The following is a 23,432-nucleotide window of genomic DNA, read 5'->3' as shown; positions in this document are numbered from 1 at the left end:
GGTCAGGCCGTGTGCCGGCGGTGGCTATTGGTCAGACCAAGACCCTTCGCCTATTCGTTATGAGCCGTTCTTTTGTGATTCCGAACAGTTATTTTTCTAGTTTACGGCAAGTTGACGCAACCGTCGCTCGCCGCTTGCGCGCGTCATCTGGTCTTTGACGGGAAAATGACGCGCCCTTCACACTCTGCTCGCGTGGGGAGCTCCGGCAGCAGGCAATGCCGATCGCCGAATCCTTGCCATGCGACTGAATGCGAATGCAATGAAATGCCTCGGGCCGGTACGAGACCGGCCCGATCGAGATGAGTGACGCCCGAGCGAAACGGCCCAGTTACTGGGTGCGCGCTGTCGCGAGTTGGTGGTGCAACAGGTCGGCCGCCGTGGCGCGCTGCGGGGCGGTACACACGCGCAGCGCATCGACGCAGGCGAGCATCTTGTGAAGGCGCGGGTCACGCGAGGCGACCTTCGTCAGCCCATTGAACAGGGGCACGAGTGTATCACCGCGCGCGGGCCCGCCGTCCATGGGCCAGACGAGGGAGCGCACCGGGTCGCCGTTGCCCAGCGCAGCCGCCAGCTCGGGATGCGCGGCCGCGGTGGGAAGACCGATCCGCTCCGGACCATGCACCGGGGGAAACGCATAGCGTGCTCCGTACACGAGAAACTCGTGGAGCGACGGCTGGATCACCGTTCGGCTTCCGGGGCCACAGATGCCGGCGTGCTGCAGACGGGCGACCGAGCGGTGCACCGCGCTCGTGCTCGTGGCGAGCGCGATGGCGAGGGGCTCGTAGCGATCCTCCGGCACCAGGACCAGACGCAGCGCGACCGCAATATCGAATGGACGGAGGGAAGGCTGGGAAGGCACGAACGGGGGGTGAGGGGGCGAGTAATGCCAGACCCGTCAGTTTACCACATTTTCCCAAAACTGCCCGTCGTTCATCCCCAATTTCGTCCTGCAAAAACCGCGTTCTGATCCCCATTTTCACGTTTCACGTACATTAAATTACGCCTCAGATCAGAGCCGCTAAAGAACACTTAATCTCGAGGACGCACCTCCCCGCACCGCGCGGAAGGATCGGCGTCTGTCACCCCTACCACCGTCAGCGGTCATCAGGCACGGCGGACCGCTGGCGCGACCCGTGGGGGTGTTCCAGCTTTGGCGGATGTCCGACATCCACCAGCCGTTCCACGCCACCCCGGTCTTCCCCCGGGGCTTTCGCTGCGCCAGCCGCAATGTGGGCCTCAAGCCCACCGCCCGTGACCTCACGCTCTTTGTGAGCGACGTCGACGCCGCGGCGGCAGCGGTCTTCACCCGCAATCACTTTCCCGGCGCGCCAATCGTGCTGGGGCGGGAAACCCTCAAGGGTGGCGTACTGCGTGCCGTGATCGCCAACAGCAAGGTGAGCAACGTGGCCACCGGTGCGCGCGGCGTGGAGAATGCGCGCCGTATGGCCGCCGCCGCCGCCGCCGAGGTGGGCACCACGGCCGACCGCGTGTTGGTGAGTTCGACGGGCGTGATCGGGGTGCAGCTGCCGGTCGACAAGATCGAAGCCGGTGTCGTCGGCATGACGGGGGAGCTGCAGGACAACCCCATGGTGGGAGCCGAGGGGATCATGACGACCGACACGCACCCCAAGGCGCTGTCGGCCTCGGTGGGCGCCGCGACCATCACGTGGGTGGCGAAGGGCTCGGGAATGATCGAGCCCAACATGGCCACGATGCTGTCCTACATCTTCACCGATGCCGCGCTCGATGCGGCCACGCTCGATCGTCTGCTGCGCGCGGCCGTCAGTCGTTCGTTCAACATGCTCTCGGTGGATACCGACACGAGTACCTCCGACACCTGCGCGATCCTGGCCAACGGTCTCGCGGGCCCGGTGGACGAGAGCGAGTTCCTCGCCGTGTTGCAGGCCGGCTGCACTCGCATGACGGAAATTCTCGCGCGCGATGGCGAAGGTGCGGAGCATCTGCTGCGCGTGTCGGTGCGTGGCGGGCATACCCCCCGCGAGGCACACGTTATCGCCAAGTCGATCGTGAATTCACCGCTCGTTAAGACCATGGTACACGGGGCCGACCCCAATGTGGGGCGCCTGCTCATGGCGATCGGCAAGTGCTTTGACTGCACGATCCAGCCGCTGACCACCGACGCGTGGATCAACGGCTATCAGGTAGTGGCGCACGGCGAGCGCCTCGCCTTCGACGATGCGATCGTCCGCGAAACGCTCTCGCGCGAAGTGGTCGACATCGAGGTGAGCCTCGGCGTGGGGACCGGTGAGGCGCGGGCCTACGGCTGCGATCTCACCAAGGGCTACGTGGACGAGAACGCGGCGTACTACTCGTCCTGACCACCGCCCTCGCGCGCGTTCCCCCGCACCGGCCACCCGACCTCACTCAGGAAGGTCGGGGACGCCATCCAGCTGCAGGGCCTGTACGCTCTCCACCCATGCCGTGAGCTGCTCGAGGCGGAGCGCTTGCGCCGAAATGTCGAAGTGCTGAACGAGCGCACCACGGGGCACCGTGTCGGTGAGGGCGGTGGCCTGCAGCTGGAAAAAGCGCTTCTTGTCGGGAGAGTGACAGGGATACTGCAACTCGAAGCGATCGCGCTTGCCGGCCAGCAGCTCGCGCAACCCGCGGCCCGTGGCCTGCGCTATGGGATCATCCGGCGCAGCCATGCAAGTTGCCACGTAGTTGAGCCCGATCCCGGCCATAAGCGCCGGCGTCGCGTCGTTGGCCCGCGCGAAGCGCACCCACTCGGCGTTGGTCTGAACGATCACGCCGTCCGGCCCGAGCACCGCCACCGAGGATGGGATCGAGTCAAGGATGTGCTGCAGCCGTTCCTCGCCGCGCTTCACCTCCGTGACATCGATGACGCTCACGATCACGCCGTGCACGCCCGTTTCCCCGGTGAGGTACGGCAGCACCTTGACGTGCAGGTGCGACCCGTCGGGCGCCTGCACCTCGTGCGACTCCGCCCCCTTCCCGGTCATCACGCGACGGCACATGCTCACCAAATCCACGCCGGCAATCTTGGCCGCAATGTGCTCGAGCGGCCGACCGATATCCTGCGGCATCACGTTGAGCAACCGCAGTGCGGCATCGGTGAACTTGCGAATGCGCAAGGAGCCATCAACGAACAACGTCCCCACGCCCGTCGTGCGCAGCAGATTCTCGATGTCGTTATTGAGGCTGATCAGCTCCGCAATCTTTTCCTGATACTCCGCGTTGACCGTCTGCAGCTCCTCATTGACTGACTGCAGCTCCTCGTTGGTACTCTGCAGCTCCTCGTTGGACGCGAGCAGTTCCTCGTTGGTGGCCTGCAGTTCCTCGTTCGAGGTTTCGAGCTCCTCGATGGTGGCCTGCAGGTTCTCCTTGGTGTACTGCAGCTCGTGTTCGAGCTGCGACAGTCGGAGCGACGTGGATTCGTCGTGCTGCAGCGTATCGGCCACACCGCCATGGAGCGGCTTGGGACCGCTCTGGAAGAAAATCACGTAGGCGCGGTTGCGATCGGGGCCTACATCGAGCGGCCGCACATGCAGGGTGACCGTGGGCTGATCGGGATCGACCTCGATGCCCTCGTACAGGATGTCCCGGTGCTCCTTGGCGATCCTGCCAAGTGCCGCCCGCAGCGCAGTGCTCAGCGGCCGTGGCAGCAACTTGAAGATCTCGAGCGTGGACCGCCCCGGCTGCACCTTGAGCAGCGACGAGACGTCACCGAAGGTGTGAATGAGCTGATAGTCTGCATCGAGGACCACGCACCGCAGCTGCAGGACGTCGGTGAGCTCCTGAAACACGTGCTCCAGCAAACCGTCTTCGGTAGCCGTCCGCGATGGCACATTGCGCGTGGCGACCACCGCCTGTTCAGCCGCCGTCGTGGGGGAAAATGACTGCATGAGCGGCCGCCGCGGGCGCGTGGGCAGCGCCTCAGCGAGCGTATGCCGGCCGGGCTGGAGCGCCTGGTACAGCTTCCACTTCGCGTCAACCACATCGAAGAGCGAGGATAGCGATCCGACCGTCTCGCTCGAACCCAGGAGCAGGAAGCCCCGCGCGCGCAGGGCGTAGGCCAGCAACGCGATCACGCGGCGCTGCAGCTCCGTGCCCAGATAGATCAGCATGTTGCGACAGGACACGAAGTCCATGCGCGTGAGCGGCGGATCCTTGAGCAGGTTGTGGCGCGCGAAGATCACGCGGTCGCGGACCGCCCGACTCACCTTGTACCCATCGCCGTCGGCCACAAACCAGCGCGACAACCGATCCGGAGTCATGTCGGCGGCGATGGAATCACCGTAGCGGCCCGCCGCCGCGAACTCCACGGCGTCCTGATCCACGTCGGTGGCGAACACCCGCACGTTGCGACTCAGCTTCTCGCGCTCGAGCGCCTCGAGGATGAGGATCACGACCGAGTACGGCTCTTCGCCAGTGGAACAGGCGGGGATCCACACGCGCAGCTCCCCTTCGGCCGGGGTCTCGGCAATGAGCTGCGGAATGACACGCGTCTCGAGCAGGCGAAACGCCTCGTCGTCGCGGAAGAAGCGGGTGACGTTGATCAGCAGGTCGCGGTGGAGCTGCACCAGCTCGGGGCGCGAGTCCTCGATGAGCCGCACATAGTCGTCCCAGCCCAGCCCCGGGTGCATGAGCACGCGGCGTTCGATTCGCCGGATGATCGTGTTGGGTTTGTAGCCGGTGAAGTCCGTGCCGAGGCGATCGCGCAGCAGGCCGAGGATGCGTTGGACCTGCGAGGCGGTGCCGGCGGGTTGCTCCGCACTGCTGGCGGCGCGCACCGTACCGCGCCGCAGGAAGAACTGGTTGATGACAGCGGGCATGTCTGCCACCGAGAGGACCTGATCGGCGAGCCCCGTGGCGACGACACTCCGCGGCATCCCGTCGAACTGCGCCTCCGTGGGATCCTGCACGAGTACGAGCCCCCCCTCGGCCTTGAGCTCGCGCGCGCCACGCGTGCCGTCGCTACCGGTGCCCGAGAGCACGACCCCCACCGCATACTCCCCCTGCGCCTGCGCGAGCGACGCGAAGAACACATCGATCGGCAGGTGCAACCCGTGCCCGGCCGGCTGCTCGTTGAGGCGGAGGACCCCACCCTCGAGGGTGAGGTTCGTCTTCGGTGGATTGAGATAGACCGTATCCGGTTCCACCGGCATGCCGTCGACGGCCCGGATCACGCGCAACGTGGTGTGACGCCGCAGCAGCTCCACCATCAGCGACTTATGATCGGGGGAGAGGTGCTGCACGACCACGTAGGAGATCCCACGATTGGGATCCGCGTTGTCGAAGAACTGCTGCAGGGCCTCGAGGCCCCCGGCGCTGGCGCCGATCGCGCAGATCGCCAACAACGGCTGGTCGCCTGCGCGCGGATTATCCACGATGCCGTTAGCCGGCTCGGTGCTGGTCATGCGTTACTGGGGAGTCGAGTGGCACGATCAGTGGCCCGTCGAGCACGGCGCGCAGGCGCGTCGCACCAGCGCTCGTGGTCCACGGTTTCTGGAGAATGGGGGCATCGCGGGTGCTCCACCTGCCGAACTTAGCCCCCGGAAGCGCGGCCCGCTGGCCGCGGCGCGCTGATTGCGCATCGTCAGGCAGGCGCGTGCCTCCCCGGCCCAGTGGATACCGCCGGCTCACCATCGAGTCACAGGGGAGGACGTTTCCAGTGACGCGTGCGCTGCTCGTAGTCAAAGGCCAGTTCCATCAGCCGGAATTCACTCCATGCCCGACCGAAAAACGACAGACCGGCCGGCAGTCGTCCGTTCCGCGTATAGCCCATGGGCACCGTAATGGAGGGGAAACCGGTGGTGGGGGAGAAGAGCTGACTGTTATCGCCGTGGGGCGTATTGAGATCGCCGATGAGGCGCGGCGGATTGCTCCATGTGGGATACACCATGGCATCGAGCTGCAGCGAGTCCATGAGCTGATGCACCGCCACACGCAACGCCTCCCGTACGCGCTCGCGCGACTGACACCCGGTGCTCGCTTCGGGGAGCTCACTGGCCTGCGCGGCGTCCCGGAGCCGTTGCTCCACCGTGGGGTGGTAGCGGCGGCTGCGAAGAATCTCCTCAAGCGTCTTCACCGGCGCGTTAGGCGCGCGCCCGGCGAAGTAGCGTTCGAGATCAGCCTTGAAGCGGTTGCAGCCCCCCTGCTGCCGCCGCTGTATGGCATCAAGCGAATCGACGCGCACGCTGTCGATCACGATGGCGCCGGCGCGCCGCAGGTCCGCCACCGCCCGCTCGAACACGGCCTTGACCTCGGGATCGAGTGTGGGGCGCTCGTAGGCCTGCCGCAGCAGACCAACGCGCGCACCGGCAAGCCGTCCGCGCACAAGGGCGCGGCGATAATCGGGCGCGCGCCTGGTATCGGCATCGCGCGTCACGCTGTCGGCCGGATCGGCGTGGGCAATCACATCGAACACGGCCACTGCATCGGCCATGCTGCGCGCCATGGGCCCTGCGATGTCGGCTGTGGCGTTGAGCGGAATGACACCGGCACGCGACGTGAGCCCCATCGTGGAACGAATGCCTACGAGCGCTTGGTGGGCCGACGGGCCACGGATGGAGTTGCCGGTGTCGGTCCCCAGTCCCAGCGTGCCGAATCCGGCCGCAACAGCCGCCGCCGTACCGCCACTCGAACCGGCGGTCACGCGATCAAGTGCGTAGGGATTGCGTGTGTATCCCGGCAGAATCGAGCTCACCGTTTCGTAGGGTGTGAACGCCCACTCGGCGAGATTGCTCTTGGCCAACACGACGGCGCCCGCCTGTTTCACCAGGCGTACCATTGTCGCGTCCTGGGGCGGTTTCCAGCCTTCGAGCGCGAGTGACCCGCCGGTGGTCTGGAGCCCCAGTGTTTCGAAGTTGTCCTTCACGATCAACGGGATGCAGTGCAGCGGGCCCGTGGCACCCGCACGGGCAAACCGCTGATCGAGCGAATCCGCCACGCGCAGCGCATCAGGATTCACCAGCACGATGCTGTTGATCGAGGGGCCCTGCTTGTCGAGGGCCTCGATGCGCGCGAGGTACTGCTGGACGAGCGAGCGGCAGCTGAGGCGCTTGGCCGTGAAGGCCGCATGGATGGTGGCAATGGACGCCGTATCCACGGGAAACGGGCGCGGCTGGGCGTGGCCCGGAGAGACGAGCGCAGCCAGCTGCAGAACCGCCACAGCGGCGAGGGACGGAAGGAATGGACGCATTCGGGGAATATGCGCCGATCTCCGTCCCTCGCGATGCCCGGCACGCCGCTACTTGCCCGCCTTGGCCGTCCAGCTGTTGTCGGACGGGTCCCGGTCCGGGAACCGATGTCCGGGATCGAGCACCACCTTCGTGATGGCACGCCCACCGAACGTGAGGTGCACTGTGTGCGCCCGACGTCCATCGAACCACACGTCGACTGGTACGGTCACCCGCGCCGTGGCGCTGTCGAGCATCACCGCGTTCGGCATGGGGCGGATGGGCGCGCCGGTAGGCGCAAAGGTCACATCGAGCGTAATGGGGGCAGGCATCTGTCCCGCCTGTTCCACCGTCACACTGGTGCGCGCCCGCTGCGTGGTCACCGACGCAATGCGATGGTCGACACTTTCGGTGGTGAAGAGCCAGCTGTTCCAGAACCACCCGAGATCGCGACCAAGCGCCCGGTTCATGAAGAACATGTAATCCCATGGCGATGGATGCTTGTACATCCAGGCCGTGGCCCATTCACGGTGCGCGCGCTGCACCGCACTGTCGCCCACGATGCCGCCTAGGGCGGAGAGCATGAGCGGCGTTTTGCTGTACGTGGTGAAACCGTAGAACTGGGGCCCGGCATAGTTGGCGTTCCACATCATCGGCGGCTCGGCTTCGTTGCCGCTCGTACGCCCGTAGCTCTGTCCGAGTCCGTCGAACACCGGCGCCTTGCCAGCGGCATCGGCGTCGGAGAGGACGTTCATGTACTGATTGAACCCCTCATCCATCCAGCCGTACCACGTTTCGTTGTTGCTCACCACCATGGGCCACCACTGATGCCCAGCCTCGTGATCCGCCGCGCCCACATTGGAATTGATCACCATGGGGTACTCCATCCCGGCACTCGGGCCATCCTGCAGCGTGAGCTGCGGGAACTGGTAGGGGAACCACAGCTGCGAGTAGAACTCGAGCGCATGGCGGGTCACCGGTCCGGCCTTCGCATAAAGCGCGGCCCGCCCCGGCAGGTACACCATGTGGATGGGGACCGGCCCCTTCGAGGGGATTGTGGCGCGCGTGGCCTGCCACACGAACTGTTTCGCCGTGGCCCACGCGAAATCGTTCACCGTGTCAGCGTGAAAACGCCAGGTCAGCCGCCCGGTACCGCTGGTGGCCGTGGCACGCCCGGGCCCCGCCTCGTCGGGACCCACGATCGTGGTGACGTCATCGCTGCCGGTGACCCTGGCGAGTTGGGTGCGCGCCGAGGCGGTGAGTACCTCCTCAGGATTTCGCAGCACACCGGTGCCACTCACAATCCAGCCGGCCGGCACATCGATGTTCACGTCGAAGGTGCCGAAATTGTTGTAGAACTCCGAGGGGCCGAGGTAGAGTTCACCGTCCCATCCGCGGAGGTCGTCGAAGACCGCCACTCGTGGGAACCACTGCGTGGGCTGGAAGAGCGTATCGGCCCAGCGCTGCGTCATGCGGTGCCCCGTGCCCGGCCCACCAGGCAGCTTGTGCGACCAGTCGATTTCGAGGACGGCCTGACTCCCCGCCGCGATCGGCGCCGCAAGCCGCACGACCGCATTGGTAGCGCGCCCGTTGACGAGCGTATTGCCGCCCGCGGCATTGGCCGCCGCCTGCTGGGCGTTCTGAATGGCGCGCGCGCCTTCCGCGCTGATCCCGCCTCCCGCGGCATTGGACGCGATGTTGACGGGCGCGCCGTTGACCGTCATGCGCGAGAGCACCATCCCATCGGTGACTTCTGACGGTACCCACGGCGCAGCGTGCGGCGCGTTGCCGAGAAAGTGATTGGGGTCAAGACGCAGACCGATCGTCGCAAGTGGGCCGGGGCTGGTGTTGTGCACGGTGATGCGTGCCGTGCCCCTGAGCCGTGCCGTGGCCGGATCGAGCGAGACATCGATGGCGTAGTCGGTACGCAGCTGCCAGTACTTCGCACCCGGGCGCCCAGTGGAGTCGCGCGTACCGGCGGCCATCGCCCGCCGGATGGCGTTGGTCAACGGGATGTCGCGACGGACGGCGCGCGGCGGGCGGGACGCCCCGGCCGCGGGGGCCACCTGTGCGATGGCAATGGCGGACGGCGTCGAGGGCGAGCAAAGAACGGCCAGCAGGAGGGCCGCGGCGCGCAGACAGAGACGGGGCATAAAGGCTCGGAAAGAGGACCCCGAACGCTACCGCGGTCTTGCGCCCTCGAGCAACGGTTGACCGGCCGTGACGTCGGTCAGCGTGCGCCGGACGCGGCGGCGGTGATGGCCTCGGCGATGCGCGACGCCGTGATGCGCCGGTGCGAGGCGTGCCAGACGACCTGCCCGTTGTGCACCACAATGGCCTGCGGCGACTCGTGTTCCACCCGCAGCACATCAGCGATGGCGTTGGAGAGCGGCCGCTCCTGCTGCACCACCACAAGCCGGACCGGTACACCGGGGAACTCGCGCACGAACGTATCGTATTCCTGCTTCACGCCGATGGAGATGCTGCAGGTCGCGCTGTGCTTGAAGATCAGCGTGGGCACCAGCGCGGCAGCGAGTGCCTGCGCCTCCGCGGTCGCGGGCGAGCCGTGGGGATCGCCCGTCGGCCGCAGGGCGGCCTTCGACATGCCGTGCGGCAGGGCCACCACTGGGGCACCGGTCGCGCGCGCCGCGAGCTGCGTATCGAGCAGCTCGGCGTAGGTATGGTACGACTGTGCGCCCGTCTGGCGGGCCACCAGCGCCCCCCGATCGAAGACCAGCACCGTGGGAAGCGCCCGAATGTCGTACGTCGTGACCGTATCCAGATTGCTGTCGGCGTCGAGGGTAAGCACGGTCAGCCGATCACGGTAAGTTTCTGCAAGCCGGTGGATGACCGGTGTGAGGGTGACGCAGGGCTGGCACCAGGCAGCCCAGACGTCTACCAGTACGGGGACCGGCGAGCGGAGCACTGCGGCTTCGAACTGGGCGTCGGTCACGGCAGCGGGAATCACGGATGCGCTCATGGACCACAAGATAACCGACCCAGCCGCACTGGAAGCGATGGCGGCCACACTCGAGGCCAGCGGCGACTACCGCGTGGTGCGACGCTTCGTGGCGCCCGGGAGCTACACCACAACGCCGCCCGTGGGGCCCCTGCGACGGGGGCTGATCGTCGATGTGGAAACCACCGGGCTCGATACCACCAATGATCGGATCATCGAACTGGGCATGGTACCCTTCGCCTTCGACTCGGCGGGCTCCGTATTCGACGTGGACGCGAAGCTGGAGTGGTTCGAGGATCCGGGTATGCCCATACCCCCGGAGGCCGTGGCCATTACCGGCATTACCGACGACATGGTGCACGACCAGCGCATCGATGAGGCGGTGGTGCAGCGCGAGCTGGCGCGCGCGCATCTCGTGATCGCCCATAATGCCAGCTTCGACCGACGGATCCTGGAGCGGCGCTTTCCGCAGTTCGCCGACAAGCACTGGGCCTGCTCGCTTCAGGATGTCCCGTGGGCACGGTTCGGGTGCCGTGGCGCCAAGCTCGATTACCTGCTGTATCAGCTATGCGGCATGTTCCACACGGGGCATCGGGCCGGTGACGACTGTCAGGCCACGCTGCACGTGCTGGCCTGGCCACGCGACGCCGAGCAGCAGACGCCGCTCTCGGTGCTGCTGACCAACGCACGGCGCGCGACGGTGCGACTCTCCGCCATTGGCACCCCGATCGAATCGAAGGATCTCCTCAAGGCGCGCGGCTACCGCTGGTTCCCCGGCAGCAACGGCAAGGCCAAGACCTGGTATCGCGATCTCGTGGACAGCGAGCTGGAAATGGAGCAGGCCTGGCTGCGCGAGCACGCCTATGGTGGGTTGTCGCAACCGCCCTGGCGGATCGACAAGTACACCGGGCGTGAACGCTACTCCGAGCGCATGGACTGACGGCGGACAGCGTGCGCTCAGCGCTCCGAGCGCAGCGGATACACCAACTGCCGAGTGAATCCGTCGGGCACGGGATCCCCTTCGATGCCGTAGCCCGAAGGCCATTGCCCCGGTGGACCGTAGAACGTGCCGAACAGCTTGTCGATCCACGGAAAGTGGACGGCGAAATTCCGATCCCATGCCACGCGGTCGATGGCGTGGTGCCAATGATGAAACCGTGGCGTGACGATCAGCGCTTCGACCCACGCCGGGAACGGCCACGAGACATTGGCATGAATGAACACCGCATGCATCGACACGAACACGAGATAGGCGTACAGCGGGCCGGTATCGAACCCCAGCAAGAACAGCGGGACGAAGGTCATGCCGCGCGTAAGGATCACGTCGACCACGTGCAGTCGCGAACCGGCCAGCCAATCCATGCTGGTGGATGAATGATGCACGGCATGAAACGACCACAGCGCGCGTAGAGAGTGGAACAGCCGGTGCATGCCGTATTCGGCAAAGTCCGCCACTACCGCACATGCCAGGAACTGCACCAGAACCGGTTGCGCACGAACGAACGCCTGCAGCGGCGGGCTGACGGCCCACCCAAAGAACACGGTCGCCGGCATGAGCGTGAGTAACGTGGACGCCTGCACCACGAGATGACTCACGAAGAAGTAGATCGTGTCGGTGGTCCACTGCGGGCGGAACACCGACTGGCTTCGCAGTGGCCACAGTCGTTCAAGCGGCACGAACAGCACGGCGAGCAGGAAAACATTGAGCAGAAACCAGTCGAGTCCGAGGTAGGCGGGCACCTGTGGCACCGGGCCGTTTACGGGGATACCACCACCACCGGCGAGACCGGCCACCAGTGCCAGGCCCATACCCGTCATGCCCAGCACCTTGCACGGCCGCAGAAGGGCGCTCAGCAATCCGAGCAGGAAGCCGAAACCGATCACCACCTGCACGGTGGTGCGAACGACCGGCATGGGGAGCACCGCCCGAACATCAGGGCTGGTCAGCAGCGCCGGCCAGTGGAAACACGCCACCGCCCCGACCGAGAGCGCGCCAAGAAAGACCGCGACCGTTCCACTGATCCACCCAGAGCCAACGCGCGTGGACCCGGCGTCGTCGAAGATGCCGGCCACGCGATCGTCGAGCGACCGGGGGTCGCGGCGGTCGTGGTGAGAGCGGCGGCGCATCAGGTGGCGTATCAGGTGGCGGGACGCTTCGGCCGCAGGCGCAGGCTGATCCCCATCATCCCCACCATGACGGCCGTCGCGGCGAGGTAGGCCGTCTGCAGCCCCAGGAGTCCGCCGCCGGCCCAGTCCGCAAGTGCACTCAACACCGCCACCACCATGAGATTGCCGATGGCGATGCCAATATTCACGAGTGCCTGCGCGGTGCTCCGCTGACGGGCATCGACTTCGTCAAGGACCACGGTGCGCAGCGTGCCCCCCACCACGATGCCCACGCCGGCACCGATGCACACGGTGGCGAGCATGAACACCCAGAAGCGATCGGCACCGATCGCGAGAAGGGCCGAGCCCACGGCGAGGGTCCCGAACCCACTCAGCATCACGCGCCGCGGTCCGAGCGTGTTCTGCCAGCGCCCGAACACGGCCGACGCCACGGACGAACACAGCACCAGCGGCAGGAGCATCAGGCCCGCCTGCTTGGAGGGCGTATCAAAAGCGGCGACAGCGATCGAGGAGATGAAGATCACGCTCCCCATGCCGAACCCCGCGCCCGTGCACAGCACCCACGTGGTACGAAGCTGCGTTGTTCCGAAAAGCGTGAGCGGCACGATCGGTTGCGTGGCCCGGCGCTCAACGATCATGAGCAGAGGCAAGGCAACGGCGGCCACGCCCATCAGGTACGGCCACAGATGCCAGCCGGTGAACATGTCCATGCCGCGGTTGATACCGAGCGTGAGGCTGGCCAACAGGAGCGCCAAGATGCCGATGCCCGCAAAGTCGAACGGCGGCAGCACCGGCGGGCGTGTGGTGCGCGGCAGGGCGCGATACCCCATCGCGAAGACGACCGCCGCGAATGGCAGATTAATGAGGAAGATCCATTGCCAGCTCGCCACCACGAGCAGGACCGACGCGAGGATGGGCCCGAACAGGAATGCCATGCCGAACGTGGCCCCGATCAGCCCGAGAATACGGCCGCGCTGGTCCGCCGGGAACGTGTCCCCAACGACCGCCGATGCCGTGGGCGTGATGCCACCCGCGCTCAGCCCTTGGATGGCGCGCCCGATGAGCAGCATGCCGAAACTGTCGCTCCGGGCTATGAGTAACGATCCGGCGGCGAAGCCCGCGATGTCGAGAAGGTAGATCCGACGCCGTCCAAACCGATCACTGAGTGCGGCCATGAGCGCCGTGCTCGTGAGCGAGCAGAGACTGAAGACGATCGTGACGAGACCGATCTGCCGATTGTCCACGCCGAACGCGCTGCGCAGCGCCGGGATGGCCGGCGCAATCACCGCCGCATCGAGGGCAGCCATGAATACCCCCACGAACAGCACCGTGAGGATGCGCTTTCGCGCTGCCGCCTCATCCGGCGTGAGCGCGACGGCGGACGAGTCAACCGAAGAATCCGAGGCAATCACGGTCATCGGTCAAACGTAGTGCGGACGAGGCCGTCATGCACGGCGTCCGTTCCCAAGGCGGCGCGAGGGAGCGATACTTCCGTGGCGTCTCCGACCGAGTGACGCGGTTCTTTCACGGCGGGCGGGCGGATGCGGCGAGTGGTGGTGATCGGAGCGGGTGCGGCGGGCACGATGGCCGCCATCTTTGCCGCACGAGCCGGTGCGCAAACCACGTTGCTCGAGCGCACTAAGGACGGTGGGCGCAAGATCCTCATCAGCGGCGGGGGACGGTGCAACGTGCTCCCGTCGCAGCTCGACGAATCGCGCTATGTGACCGACTCGTCACCGAACACCCTGCGCAAGATCCTGCGGGCGTGGCCGCTGCCCGAGCAGCGCGCATTCTTTGAGCACGACGTGGGGGTCCCGCTCGAGGAAGAGGTCGAGTCGCGGAAGCTCTTCCCCGTCAGTCACAAGGCGCGCGACGTGCGAGACGGTCTGTTGTCGTTGGCGCGCGAAAGCGGCGTGTCGCTGCGCTTCGACAGCTGCGTGACCGACCTCGTTCGCCGTACGCCGGATACCTCAGGTGCGGCCGGATGGACCGTGCAGCTGCAGGATGGCGGGGCGCTCCCGGCGGACGCCGTGATTGTGGCCACGGGGGGCCTCTCGGTGCCCAACACCGGCAGCGATGGCCTCGGCCTCCGCATCCTCGAGCGGCTGGGCCACTCGCTGCACCCCACCTACGCGGCGCTCACGCCGGTCACCGCCGACGCCGGCCCCTATGCGGCCCTCGCGGGGATCTCGCTCACCGTATCGCTCACGGCGACCTCGGCGGAGCGTTCGGCACGCGCGCGCGGCGGCTTTCTCTTCACGCATCGGGGGTACAGCGGCCCCTCGGTGCTCAACGTGTCACACGTGCCGGTGCGAGCGCAGCAGCCCGGCGGCTCGCCCGCATCGGTGCAGGTGCAATGGACCGAGCACGACGACGCGGCGTGGACGTCGCGGCTGCAGCCCCAGGGCTCGCGGCAGCTGTCCACGGTGATTCGTGGGGAACTCCCCGATCGCCTCGCCGACATGCTCATGCAGCAAGCCAAGGTGGATCCCGCCCGCAAGCTGGCGGAGCTCACGCGCGAGGAACGCCGTCGCCTCCTGGATGTGCTGGTTCGCGGCCCACTGCCCTGGTCGGGCGACGAAGGCTACAAGAAGGCCGAAGTCATGGGCGGCGGCGTGCCGCTGTCGGAGATCGATCCGCGCAGCATGGAGAGCCGTGTGCAGGGAGGGCTCTACCTGTGCGGTGAGGTTCTCGACTGCTTCGGACCCATCGGTGGGTACAACTTTCTCTGGGCCTGGGTCACCGGACGTGCGGCGGGTCAGGCGGCGGGTCAGGCAACGGGCACCATGGTGAGCAACACGGCCCGCACCTAGAACAGTCGCTGCACACCCAGCCGCGCGTAGGGCACGTTCCCCGGCGCAAGATCGGCGATGCTGCGCCCGTCGCGTACGTATTCGAGGCGCCGCACCACCGTCATCCCCGCCTCGGCAGTGACCTGCAGCTTGCCGCCACGGGGAGCCCAACGCAGCTGCGGGCCGAGCGTGGCGTTCGCGAGCCACAGCGCCTCGGCCCCGTTGCGGCGCTGCGAGGTGGTGAGCCCGTACTGCGCGCCGGCGAGCGCCGCGCTCAGCCCGAGATCCAATCCCTTGCGTGGCATCCACCACACATCGCCTCGCGCGGGAAGCAAGGCATCCACCAGGATGCGGCGCGACGGCCGTGCCACCACATGCACGACCGGAATGGGGAGCAGTTGCCCGAAACTCGAGGCGTACGACAGGCCCGCCCCGATCGTGGTGCGCGGTGACACGATCCGGTCCACGAAGGCGGCCCCCTCTACACGGAAGCCATCGCCGTACAGGCCGGGGCGCAGCACCCCCACGAGCGTGTGCTTCGCCCCGCTCGTACGGAGCAGCATCAGATCGGCGGTGGCCACATGGAGCGTGGTGCGGTCGCTCGGTCCGGTCGATCCGCCGAACCCCGATCGGGGAAGATCCGCCCGGACGCCACGCCACTGCGCCCCCAGCATGATCACCGTGCTCCCCTGCTGCCGCACGAGCCGATGCGCGAGGGTGAGCTGCACGCCCTGCTGCGCGTGCTCGTTGGCCATGGCCGATCCGGCCGGCACCGTGACCGGCGTGGCACCGAAGCCCTCCGTACGAACGATCAGTCGCTCGCGCTGGGCGATCAGCTCACAGGGGAGGAGGCTGGCGACGGCCACGGCCGCGGCGATCCGGAGGCGGAGATTCATGGGGACGGGAGCAGTGCTTGCACGGCGTGAGGTGGTTGACCAATCTCAGGTATAATCCTGACTGTCTTTATCGGCAAACTCAACCATCACTGAGATGCGTGCATTCACCATCACGGAACGCCTTCTGGTCCCGGCGTTCAGCGTGTCACTCCTCGTGCTGCCGACTGTCGCGGGTGCGCAGCCGATTGCCAGAGTCGACACCCTGCTGGCGGCCAACCAGGTGGCTCCCGCCGTGGCCCAGATGGACCAGGCCCTCGCCACCTCGCCGAAAGAGTACGAGGTATTGTGGCGCGCGTCGCGCGTGCGCCTCCTGCAGGGTGATGCCCAGCCGGAAAAGAGCAAGGCACAGGACAAGCTGTACCGCGATGCCCTCTCGCTGGCCGAACGCGCCATCAAGGCCAATAGCGCTGCCCCTGACGGTTACCTCCGCCGTGCGGCGGCGAACGGGAAGGTGGCGCTCTTCTCGGGCGTGCTCGATGCGGCCGATTACGTACTGCAGGCCAAGGAGGACGCCGACAAGGTGATCGCGATGCGCGGAGTGCCACCGACCACGCTCGCCTCGGCGCACTACATCCTCGGCCGCACGCACCTCAAGCTGTCGGAAACGCCACGCCCGCTGCGCATGCCATTGGGGCTGGGCTTCGGCAACGCCACCGAGGCGGCGGTACAGCTCAAGCGCGCCACCGAACTGCGCCCCGGCTTCGTGATGTTCCAGCTGGACTATGCGCGTGCGCTGTTGGCCAACGACCGATCGTCCGAGGCGCGCGCACTACTGCAACAACTGCCGTCGCTGGCCAATCAGGAACCAGGCGATGAGCTCCGGAAACGTGAGGGCGCGGAGCTGCTGAAGACGTTGCGCTGATCGGTGGCGAGCACCATGCCGGTCGTTCCCACGAACAGGCCGACGAATCGCTAAGTTGGATCGGTTGCCATCTGCTGCCGGACCTCACTTCCTCACCACGCCCCCATGCTGGTTCACGCTGTCTACTTCTGGCTGCGCGACGACCTTACGGCCGACGAGCGCGCCTTCTTCGAGACCACCCTGCGTTCCCTGCAGGGCATCCCCAGCGCGACGCATTGTTGGATCGGCCAGCCGGCCGAGACGGACCGTCCCGTGATCGATCGGAGCTACACGTGGGCGCTCGTGCTCGCGTTTGACGACATGGCGGCCCACGATGCGTATCAGGTCGACCCTGCACACCAGGCGTTCGTGAGTGGCTGCAAGCCGCTCTGGAAGCAGGTGAAGATCTACGATTCGATCTGATCGACCGGCGCCGGTACCACCACGACATGCCTCCGTTCGTTCCACTGCAGCACGAGCGCCTCGCCCCGCAGGAGTCGGCCCGTCGTGGCGAGGCGTTCACGGCGCACCTCGATGCGCGGCGCACCACGCGGCACTTCTCGACCGACGCGGTGCCGCGCGAGTGGATCGAGCAGGCCATCCGCGCAGCAGGGACCGCGCCCAGTGGTGCACATCAGCAGCCGTGGACCTTCGTGGCTGTGTCCGATCCGTCGCTCAAGCAGCGCATGCGCGACGCGGCCGAGGAAGAGGAACGTCGTTTCTACGCCGAGCGCATCACGCCGGAGTGGCGCGCGGCGCTCGCCCCCCTCGGCACGGACTCGGTGAAGACGCACCTGACCGATGCGCCGTGGGTCGTGGTGCTGTTCCGGCAAGCGTACGGCCACCACGACGACGGGAGTCGGCGCACCTACTACTACACGCAGGAGAGCTGCGGCATTGCGGCCGGGATGTTCATCGCGGCCGTGCACACCATGGGGCTGGTCACGCTCACGCACACACCAAGCCCCATGGGCTTTCTGGGGGACCTGCTGGCCCGTCCGGCGAACGAGAAAGCGTTTTTGGTGATGCCGGTGGGCTACCCCGCTGCTGATGCGCAGGTGCCGGCGCTGTCGCGAAAAGCGCTCGACGAGATCGCAGTCTTCAGGTGAACGTGGCGTGATGCTGGTACTCGACGACTTCCACGATGGCGCGACCGTTGCGCGGGAGTGGAGCGTATTCAGCGACCGTGTGATGGGAGGCGTGAGCGTGGCCAGGGCCGCGCTCGTCGACGTGCAGGGGGAGCGTGCGCTTCGCCTGACCGGACACGTGTCGCTCGAGCGGAACGGCGGCTTCATCCAGATGGCGCGCCACCTGTCCGATGGCGGGATGAATGCCTCGACGTTCAGCGGCCTCCAGTTGCGCGTGTGCGGGACGCCCGGCAGGTATTTCGTGCACCTGCGCACGATCGATACGAGGGCCCCGTGGCAGTATTACGGCGCGACGCTCAACGTGCAGGACGTGTGGCGCGACGTCTACCTGCCGTGGCATGCCTTCACTCCGGTGTCGCTCAGCACTCCGCTCGCCGTGACGCAGCTGCAACGGATTGGCATCGTCGCCGGCAAGCAGGCGTTCGAGGCCGACGTGGCGGTGAGCCGTCTGGAGCTGGTTCCCTAGCGAGCGAGCACGCTGAGCCGCGAAGCCACGCGACAGCGGCTCAGCGCTTCCGCACCCAGCGAAAGCCGGCACCCAGCGTGGTCATGCCCACGGGTTCGCCGCGTTCACTACCAAGGAAGGTCCGGGTGACGAACAGCGTGGGCGAGGACCCGCGCAATTGCGGGGCAGAGAAATCCACGCGCACGGCGGTACCCAAGCGTGCCCCCTGCCCTGCCACGTCGTAGAGCGACGTGCCGACCATGGCGCGCAAAACCGCTGCACGCACGTCGAAGGCCCCGCCGGTGAGCAGCGCGCCGCGCTCCTCGAAGCGGCGGCTTCGGCAGCCGGGGCCGCCCTCCACGATGCAGCTCCGCCGGTTCCCCAACGAGAGCGCGGTGACGCGGAGGCCCCCGATCCACGCGTGCTTGCGCCTCGCGCGGAAGGGGGCCGTTACCAGTCCGGAGAGCGCGAAGGTAGGGGCGAGCGCTACCGATGCCGACGAGGTCACCGAGCCGCCCTCGATATCGCCCGTGAGCAGCCCCGTGGTGGTGTAGAAGCCCATGCCGACCCCGGGACGACGCTGCGCGGGGAGCGCGGTGCATACCGCGATCAGCAGGGCTACGGCGGCAAGGAGACGGCGTAAGGTCATACGATCGAAGCTCGCTGAGCAGACCAGGAAACGGCAGCCCCCGCGTCAGAAGACCGGCACAGGCCGCGTGTCGTGAATGCGCGACGCCGCGGCGCTCAACTGACCAGCGTCCATCGCTTCGAGGGGGAGCGCGAGCAGCGCGTCCACCCGCTCACTGAGCGCATCATAGGTGCGGGCGAACGCCTCACGCGCCGCGTCGGGGGTGGCGGCGCCGGCGGGATCGGGGAGCCCCCAGTGCACCTGCGCCGTGGCGCCCGGGAAGTACGGGCACGCCTCGCGGGCGTTACCGCACACTGTGATGACCAGATCGAACGGGCGCCCCTCCACCTCCGCGATGGACTTGGGCGTGCGACCGTCCCACCGGATGTCGTGATGCGCCAGCGTCTCCACGGCGTAGGGATTCACGCGCGACGCCGGGTGCGACCCCGCGCTTTCGGCCTCGACCGTCCTGGCGAAGCGGGTGGCGCCGCGCACGGCGAACAAGGCCTCGCCAATCTGACTGCGCGCCGAGTTGCCGGTGCACAGGACCAACACGCGGAAGGGGTGTCCGGCCTTCATGCGGGGACCCGTGGCTTGGTGGCGCGCACGAAGGCGGCCATGAACTTGCCGTCGATATTCGCAAGGTGTTCGTCCACGTTCACCCCCGATTCCTGCAGGAAGGTACGGGCATCCTCACTCTTGTAGATGCGTGTGGGTTCGATGTCGATGGCGGTGAAGCCGTTTTCCGCGAGCAACGTGCGAAACTCCTGCTCTTCCAGCGCGCCGGCCACGCACCCCACCCACAACTCCATGGAGCGGCGCACGTCGGCGGGGACGGTGCCGCGCACCACGACATCGCTCACGGCGAACCGTCCGCCCGGCTTCAGCACACGGAAGGCTTCCGCTAGGACCTGTCGCTTGTCGCCAGAGAGGTTGATCACGCAGTTGGAGATGATCACGTCGACCGAGTTGGACGGCAGCGGAATGGCCTCGATGCGGCCACGCAGGAATTCCACGTTGGTCACCCCTGCCTCGGCGGCGTTTCGTCTCGCAAGGGTCAGCATGTCGTCGGTCATGTCGAGACCATACGCCTTTCCCGTGGCCCCCACACGTCGTGCCGACAGCAGGACGTCGATACCGCCACCGGAGCCCAAGTCGAGTACCACGTCGCCTTCGCCCAGTTCGGCGAGCGCGGTGGGGTTACCACAGCCGAGAGAGGCGAGGACGGCGGCATTCGGGAGCACGTCGGTCTCCCCGTTCACGTAGAGATTCGACGTGATGGGATCGACGGTACCGTTGAAGGCGGCACCGCCGCAGCAGGCGTTGACCGGGCTGCAGCAGTCGGCGGCCGCGGGTTCAGCCACGTCGAGGACGCGCCGCGCAGCCTCTCCGTACTTCTCGCGAACGATAGTGGTGACGTCGGGGGTGGTGCTCGCCATGCTTGCTCCGGATTGTAGTGAAGCGTACACCGCTAGTCGCAGCAGCGACCGAACACCGTACGCGCGCGCTTGGGACTTCGAGGGTCCGTGCCGAGGTCACGCACGAGGTTGTGCACCTCCTCGAGCACATCGGGACTCAGGTGATAGTAGGACCAGCGCCCTTCCCTGCGGTCGGTCACCAGTCCCGCGTCGCGCAGGACCTTGAGGTGGAACGACAGGCGAGACTGGGCGGCGCCGAGGACCTCCTGCAAATCACACACGCACCGCTCACCCTCGCGCAGCATGTCGAGCACGGCCAGGCGCGTCTCGTCGGAGAGCGCATGGAAGAGCTGGGCAGAGCGGGTGAGATCGAGGGTATGGGCCATTGGCATCCGGATATATATCAATGTTTTTTGATACGTCAAGAACACGATAGGCGGCAGGCCATGTTTGGCACTGCCGCCTTGCGCTCGGACGAGGTCGGTGCGGTCTCCTTTGCGCCCACAGCCATCCGCTCTACTTCACCGCATTCACCATATCGAAGATCGGCAGGTACATCGCCACGATCATGCCACCCACCACCACGCCGAGGAACACGATCATCACCGGCTCGAGGAGGCTGAGCAGCGCGCTCACGGCAGCGTCCACTTCATCGTCGTAGAAGTCGGCAATCTTGGTAAGCATTTCATCGAGTCCGCCGGTCTGCTCGCCCACCGCGATCATGCTGATCACCATGGGGGGAAACACGTCACTCTTCTGCAGCGGGCCGGCGATCGTGTCACCGCCAGCGATGCTGGCACGGCTTCCCATAATGGCGTCCTGCACCACGCGATTGCCCGACGTGCGCGCGGTGATCTCGAGACCATCCAGGATGCTGACGCCTGACGAAATGAGCGTGCCCAACGTGCGGGTGAAGCGCGATACGGCCGACTTGCGGAGCACGTCGCCGAGCACCGGCACCTTGAGAAGCATCTTGTCGATGCCCAGCCGGCCCCTTGGGGTCCCGTAGACCTGCTTGATCGCGAAGGCGCCGCCGGCAGCGCCGCCCAGGATCATCCACCAGTAGCTGTTGAGGAAGTTGGACAACCCGATGACGACCTGCGTGGGAAGCGGAAGCTCCATCCCCACGCTGCCAAACATATTGGCGAACACGGGGATGACCTTCCACAGCAGGATGATCACGCAGAGTGCGGCCACGCAGAGGATGACCGTGGGATAGATCATGGCGCCCTTTACCTTGCGAAGGAGGGCGTCGTTCTTCTCCATGAAGATCGCCAGGCGATTGAGGATGGTGTCGAGGATACCACCCGCCTCACCGGCAGCCACCATGTTGGTATAGAGGTCCGAAAATGCTTTCGGATGCTTCCGCATCGCGTCGGCCACCGTGTTGCCAGACTCCACGTCGAACACCACCTCGCGCACCACGGCACTCAACGCCTTATTCTCGCTCTGGCGGGCCAGAATATCGAGCGCCTGCACAAGCGGCAGGCCCGCGTTGATCATCGTAGAGAACTGTCGGGTGAAGATCACGATGTCGCGCATCGAGATCGAACCGCCGCTCCTGGTGGGCGTGGACTTGGACTCATCCACTTTGACGATACTCAGTCGCTGTCGGCGCAGCTGTGCCACGGCATCATCACGACTGGGCGCGTCGATCGTGGACGACCGGAGGTCGCCGGACTGAGTGCGCGCGGTGTAGGTGAACGTCGGCATAGCAGCCTCGGGTTGCGGGGAGCGGGACGCGGGACGCAGAACGCGGGACGCAGAACGCGGGACGCAGGACGGGGGGGGGGCGACCGTGCAGAGGGGCCTATCGGCGCAGTCCGCTGTTGGGCGGTCGGTCGGTGCCCCGGTTCCCCGTGGGGTGGGGCAAACTGCCGGAGCCGCCGTCATCCATGGGGCCTTTGCCAATCATGCGCAGAAACTCATTGGGGTCCCCTGACGACCGCGTGCACTCGTCGGCGCTCACCAGACGGTTCACGTAGAGCTGGTACAGCGCATCGTTCATGGTCTGCATGCCGAACTTCTTGCCGGACTGCATGAGCGAATAGATCTGGTGCACCTTGTCGTCGCGGATGAGCGCGCGGATGGCCGGCGTGACCACCAAGACCTCTGCTGCCATGGCGCGCCCACGCCCCGTGAGCTTGGGGAGCAGCACCTGGGTGATGATCCCCTCCAGCACGAACGCCAGCTGCGCCCGCACCTGGCTTTGCTGATGGCTGGGGAACACATCGATGATGCGATTGATCGCCTCGGCCGCGCTATTGGTGTGCAGCGTGGCGAACACGAGATGGCCGGTTTCGGCGATGGTGAGGGCAGCCTGGATGGTCTCCAGATCGCGCATTTCACCGATGAGAATCACGTCGGGATCCTCACGAAGTGCGTACTTGAGTGCCGAGGCGAAGCTCCTGGTGTCGGCCCCCACCTCGCGCTGGTTGATGATGCAGTTGCGATGCCGGTGAATGAACTCGATGGGATCCTCCACCGTGATGATGTGGCCGCGACGCTCGGTGTTGATCTTGTCGATCATGGAGGCCAGCGTGGTGCTCTTGCCAGAGCCGGTCGGACCGGTCACGAGCACCAGACCACGGGGACGTTCGGCGAAGCTGGCAATCACCGCCGGCAACTGCAGCTCGGCGAAGGTCTTGATCTGGAACGGGATGCAGCGAATGACCATGGTCACACAGCCTCGCTGCTTGAACACGTTGCCGCGGAAACGCGACAGGTTCGCAATGCCGAACGAGAAATCGAGCTCGTCCTCCATTTCGAAGCGCTTCTTCTGGTTTTCCGTCAGCACCGAGTAGGCCAACTGCAGCGTGTCACGCGGCGTGAGCACCTGCTCCACCGACGAATTCACGATGTCGCCGTCCACACGCAGCTTCGGCCGATCACCGGCCGTCACATGCAGGTCGGAGGCATCCCGCTCGATCATTTCGTCGAGCAGAAGGCGGAGAGAGACGGGAGACGGGGCGGGAACGGTCATCGGGTCACATGGGGGGGCCGGGAGCGCCTTGTCGT

The 23,432-nt window shown here is 66.4% G+C and carries 21 protein-coding genes; 7 read left to right on the top strand and 14 right to left on the bottom strand.

What is annotated here, in order from left to right; genetic code table 11:
• Positions 1-328 precede the first annotated feature (328 nt).
• Positions 329-859 (bottom strand): MarR family transcriptional regulator, encoded by a 531-nt coding sequence (locus ACIQ51_RS08050; protein WP_396204518.1) that lies wholly within the window; start codon positions 857-859, stop codon positions 329-331.
• Positions 860-1,157: 298 nt separating this feature from the next.
• Here ACIQ51_RS08050 and argJ point away from each other — a divergent pair, with 298 nt between their 5' ends.
• Positions 1,158-2,339 carry a bifunctional glutamate N-acetyltransferase/amino-acid acetyltransferase ArgJ gene (argJ, locus tag ACIQ51_RS08045; RefSeq protein ID WP_396204517.1) on the top strand — a complete coding sequence of 394 codons (1,182 nt, stop codon included), beginning with the start codon at positions 1,158-1,160 and terminating at the stop codon, positions 2,337-2,339.
• A 42-nt stretch (positions 2,340-2,381) separates the two neighbouring features.
• Here argJ and ACIQ51_RS08040 read toward each other — a convergent pair whose 3' ends face one another.
• The 4 genes from ACIQ51_RS08040 to ytxJ form a co-directional block, all read right to left on the bottom strand.
• Positions 2,382-5,399: a chemotaxis protein CheB gene (locus tag ACIQ51_RS08040; RefSeq protein WP_396204516.1), complete on the bottom strand. Its 3,018-nt coding sequence runs from the start codon at positions 5,397-5,399 to the stop codon at positions 2,382-2,384.
• 233 nt (positions 5,400-5,632) lie between these two features.
• Positions 5,633-7,183 carry an amidase family protein gene (locus ACIQ51_RS08035; protein ID WP_396204515.1) on the bottom strand — a complete coding sequence of 517 codons (1,551 nt, stop codon included), beginning with the start codon at positions 7,181-7,183 and terminating at the stop codon, positions 5,633-5,635.
• 48 nt (positions 7,184-7,231) lie between these two features.
• Positions 7,232-9,313, bottom strand: coding sequence for a M1 family metallopeptidase (locus ACIQ51_RS08030; protein WP_396204514.1), 2,082 nt, complete (start codon positions 9,311-9,313; stop codon positions 7,232-7,234).
• Between the two features lie 77 nt (positions 9,314-9,390).
• Positions 9,391-10,140: a bacillithiol system redox-active protein YtxJ gene (gene ytxJ / locus ACIQ51_RS08025; protein ID WP_396204513.1), complete on the bottom strand. Its 750-nt coding sequence runs from the start codon at positions 10,138-10,140 to the stop codon at positions 9,391-9,393.
• Between ytxJ and ACIQ51_RS08020 the strand changes: the two genes are divergently transcribed.
• On the top strand, positions 10,139-11,059 hold the full coding sequence (locus tag ACIQ51_RS08020; RefSeq protein ID WP_396204512.1) for a 3'-5' exonuclease: 921 nt from the start codon (positions 10,139-10,141) through the stop codon (positions 11,057-11,059). The two genes, ytxJ and ACIQ51_RS08020, sit on opposite strands and share 2 nt — an antisense overlap.
• Positions 11,060-11,076: 17 nt before the next feature.
• Here ACIQ51_RS08020 and ACIQ51_RS08015 read toward each other — a convergent pair whose 3' ends face one another.
• Together ACIQ51_RS08015 and ACIQ51_RS08010 are read right to left on the bottom strand one after the other, a co-directional pair.
• Entirely contained in the window at positions 11,077-12,246 is a 1,170-nt protein-coding gene (locus ACIQ51_RS08015; protein WP_396204511.1) for a sterol desaturase family protein, read from the bottom strand.
• An 11-nt stretch (positions 12,247-12,257) separates the two neighbouring features.
• A complete protein-coding gene (locus ACIQ51_RS08010; RefSeq protein WP_396204510.1) occupies positions 12,258-13,664 on the bottom strand; it encodes an MFS transporter in 1,407 nt (468 codons plus the stop codon).
• 123 nt (positions 13,665-13,787) lie between these two features.
• Between ACIQ51_RS08010 and ACIQ51_RS08005 the strand changes: the two genes are divergently transcribed.
• The gene (locus tag ACIQ51_RS08005; protein WP_396204509.1) at positions 13,788-15,059 is read left to right on the top strand and encodes an NAD(P)/FAD-dependent oxidoreductase; all 1,272 of its coding nucleotides are present in this window, start codon (positions 13,788-13,790) and stop codon (positions 15,057-15,059) included.
• Here the strand turns inward: ACIQ51_RS08005 and ACIQ51_RS08000 are convergent.
• Entirely contained in the window at positions 15,056-15,934 is an 879-nt protein-coding gene (locus tag ACIQ51_RS08000; RefSeq protein ID WP_396204508.1) for a hypothetical protein, read from the bottom strand. The two genes, ACIQ51_RS08005 and ACIQ51_RS08000, sit on opposite strands and share 4 nt — an antisense overlap.
• Positions 15,935-16,028: 94 nt before the next feature.
• Between ACIQ51_RS08000 and ACIQ51_RS07995 the strand changes: the two genes are divergently transcribed.
• The 4 genes from ACIQ51_RS07995 to ACIQ51_RS07980 all read left to right on the top strand — a co-directional run bounded on the left by ACIQ51_RS07995 (position 16,029) and on the right by ACIQ51_RS07980 (position 18,389).
• Positions 16,029-16,796, top strand: coding sequence for a tetratricopeptide repeat protein (locus ACIQ51_RS07995; RefSeq protein ID WP_396204507.1), 768 nt, complete (start codon positions 16,029-16,031; stop codon positions 16,794-16,796).
• Positions 16,797-16,901: 105 nt separating this feature from the next.
• Positions 16,902-17,198: a Dabb family protein gene (locus ACIQ51_RS07990; protein ID WP_396204506.1), complete on the top strand. Its 297-nt coding sequence runs from the start codon at positions 16,902-16,904 to the stop codon at positions 17,196-17,198.
• A gap of 26 nt (positions 17,199-17,224) precedes the next feature.
• The gene (locus ACIQ51_RS07985) at positions 17,225-17,884 is read left to right on the top strand and encodes a nitroreductase family protein (RefSeq protein WP_396204505.1); all 660 of its coding nucleotides are present in this window, start codon (positions 17,225-17,227) and stop codon (positions 17,882-17,884) included.
• A gap of 10 nt (positions 17,885-17,894) precedes the next feature.
• Positions 17,895-18,389 (top strand): CIA30 family protein, encoded by a 495-nt coding sequence (locus ACIQ51_RS07980; RefSeq protein WP_396204524.1) that lies wholly within the window; start codon positions 17,895-17,897, stop codon positions 18,387-18,389.
• A 40-nt stretch (positions 18,390-18,429) separates the two neighbouring features.
• Here the strand turns inward: ACIQ51_RS07980 and ACIQ51_RS07975 are convergent, their stop codons facing one another.
• From ACIQ51_RS07975 to ACIQ51_RS07950, 6 genes are all read right to left on the bottom strand, one after another.
• Entirely contained in the window at positions 18,430-19,017 is a 588-nt protein-coding gene (locus ACIQ51_RS07975; protein ID WP_396204504.1) for a hypothetical protein, read from the bottom strand.
• Positions 19,018-19,062: 45 nt separating this feature from the next.
• Positions 19,063-19,575: an arsenate reductase ArsC gene (locus ACIQ51_RS07970; RefSeq protein WP_396204503.1), complete on the bottom strand. Its 513-nt coding sequence runs from the start codon at positions 19,573-19,575 to the stop codon at positions 19,063-19,065.
• Positions 19,572-20,435 carry an arsenite methyltransferase gene (locus ACIQ51_RS07965; protein WP_396204502.1) on the bottom strand — a complete coding sequence of 288 codons (864 nt, stop codon included), beginning with the start codon at positions 20,433-20,435 and terminating at the stop codon, positions 19,572-19,574. The genes ACIQ51_RS07970 and ACIQ51_RS07965 overlap by 4 nt, the downstream gene beginning before the upstream one ends.
• Positions 20,436-20,467: 32 nt before the next feature.
• Positions 20,468-20,800: an ArsR/SmtB family transcription factor gene (locus ACIQ51_RS07960; protein ID WP_396204501.1), complete on the bottom strand. Its 333-nt coding sequence runs from the start codon at positions 20,798-20,800 to the stop codon at positions 20,468-20,470.
• Positions 20,801-20,930: 130 nt separating this feature from the next.
• Positions 20,931-22,127: a type II secretion system F family protein gene (locus tag ACIQ51_RS07955; protein ID WP_396204500.1), complete on the bottom strand. Its 1,197-nt coding sequence runs from the start codon at positions 22,125-22,127 to the stop codon at positions 20,931-20,933.
• A gap of 97 nt (positions 22,128-22,224) precedes the next feature.
• Entirely contained in the window at positions 22,225-23,397 is a 1,173-nt protein-coding gene (locus tag ACIQ51_RS07950; RefSeq protein WP_396204499.1) for a type IV pilus twitching motility protein PilT, read from the bottom strand.
• Positions 23,398-23,432: the final 35 nt, after the last annotated feature.

The organism is Gemmatimonas sp., assembly GCF_044344655.1.
GTDB lineage: Bacteria > Gemmatimonadota > Gemmatimonadetes > Gemmatimonadales > Gemmatimonadaceae > Gemmatimonas.
The sequence above is the reverse complement of the archived record's forward strand: the minus strand, read 5'-3'. Positions and strand labels throughout refer to the sequence as shown.

Bases quoted from the DNA above. Each gene is read 5' to 3' on its own strand.
- ACIQ51_RS08000 (WP_396204508.1), bottom strand. From the start codon at position 15,934: ATGAATCTCCGCCTCCGGATCGCCGCGGCCGTGGCCGTCGCCAGCCTC.
- ACIQ51_RS08005 (WP_396204509.1), top strand. From the start codon at position 13,788: ATGCGGCGAGTGGTGGTGATCGGAGCGGGTGCGGCGGGCACGATGGCC.
- ACIQ51_RS08020 (WP_396204512.1), top strand. From the start codon at position 10,139: ATGGACCACAAGATAACCGACCCAGCCGCACTGGAAGCGATGGCGGCC.
- ACIQ51_RS07950 (WP_396204499.1), bottom strand. From the start codon at position 23,397: ATGACCGTTCCCGCCCCGTCTCCCGTCTCTCTCCGCCTTCTGCTCGAC.
- ACIQ51_RS07960 (WP_396204501.1), bottom strand. From the start codon at position 20,800: ATGGCCCATACCCTCGATCTCACCCGCTCTGCCCAGCTCTTCCATGCG.
- ACIQ51_RS08040 (WP_396204516.1), bottom strand. From the start codon at position 5,399: ATGACCAGCACCGAGCCGGCTAACGGCATCGTGGATAATCCGCGCGCA.
- ACIQ51_RS08035 (WP_396204515.1), bottom strand. From the start codon at position 7,183: ATGCGTCCATTCCTTCCGTCCCTCGCCGCTGTGGCGGTTCTGCAGCTG.
- ACIQ51_RS07995 (WP_396204507.1), top strand. From the start codon at position 16,029: ATGCGTGCATTCACCATCACGGAACGCCTTCTGGTCCCGGCGTTCAGC.
- ACIQ51_RS08015 (WP_396204511.1), bottom strand. From the start codon at position 12,246: ATGCGCCGCCGCTCTCACCACGACCGCCGCGACCCCCGGTCGCTCGAC.
- ACIQ51_RS07955 (WP_396204500.1), bottom strand. From the start codon at position 22,127: ATGCCGACGTTCACCTACACCGCGCGCACTCAGTCCGGCGACCTCCGG.
- ACIQ51_RS08010 (WP_396204510.1), bottom strand. From the start codon at position 13,664: ATGACCGTGATTGCCTCGGATTCTTCGGTTGACTCGTCCGCCGTCGCG.
- ACIQ51_RS07970 (WP_396204503.1), bottom strand. From the start codon at position 19,575: ATGAAGGCCGGACACCCCTTCCGCGTGTTGGTCCTGTGCACCGGCAAC.
- argJ (WP_396204517.1), top strand. From the start codon at position 1,158: ATGTCCGACATCCACCAGCCGTTCCACGCCACCCCGGTCTTCCCCCGG.
- ACIQ51_RS07975 (WP_396204504.1), bottom strand. From the start codon at position 19,017: ATGACCTTACGCCGTCTCCTTGCCGCCGTAGCCCTGCTGATCGCGGTA.
- ACIQ51_RS08030 (WP_396204514.1), bottom strand. From the start codon at position 9,313: ATGCCCCGTCTCTGTCTGCGCGCCGCGGCCCTCCTGCTGGCCGTTCTT.
- ACIQ51_RS07965 (WP_396204502.1), bottom strand. From the start codon at position 20,435: ATGGCGAGCACCACCCCCGACGTCACCACTATCGTTCGCGAGAAGTAC.
- ytxJ (WP_396204513.1), bottom strand. From the start codon at position 10,140: ATGAGCGCATCCGTGATTCCCGCTGCCGTGACCGACGCCCAGTTCGAA.
- ACIQ51_RS07985 (WP_396204505.1), top strand. From the start codon at position 17,225: ATGCCTCCGTTCGTTCCACTGCAGCACGAGCGCCTCGCCCCGCAGGAG.
- ACIQ51_RS07980 (WP_396204524.1), top strand. From the start codon at position 17,895: ATGCTGGTACTCGACGACTTCCACGATGGCGCGACCGTTGCGCGGGAG.
- ACIQ51_RS07990 (WP_396204506.1), top strand. From the start codon at position 16,902: ATGCTGGTTCACGCTGTCTACTTCTGGCTGCGCGACGACCTTACGGCC.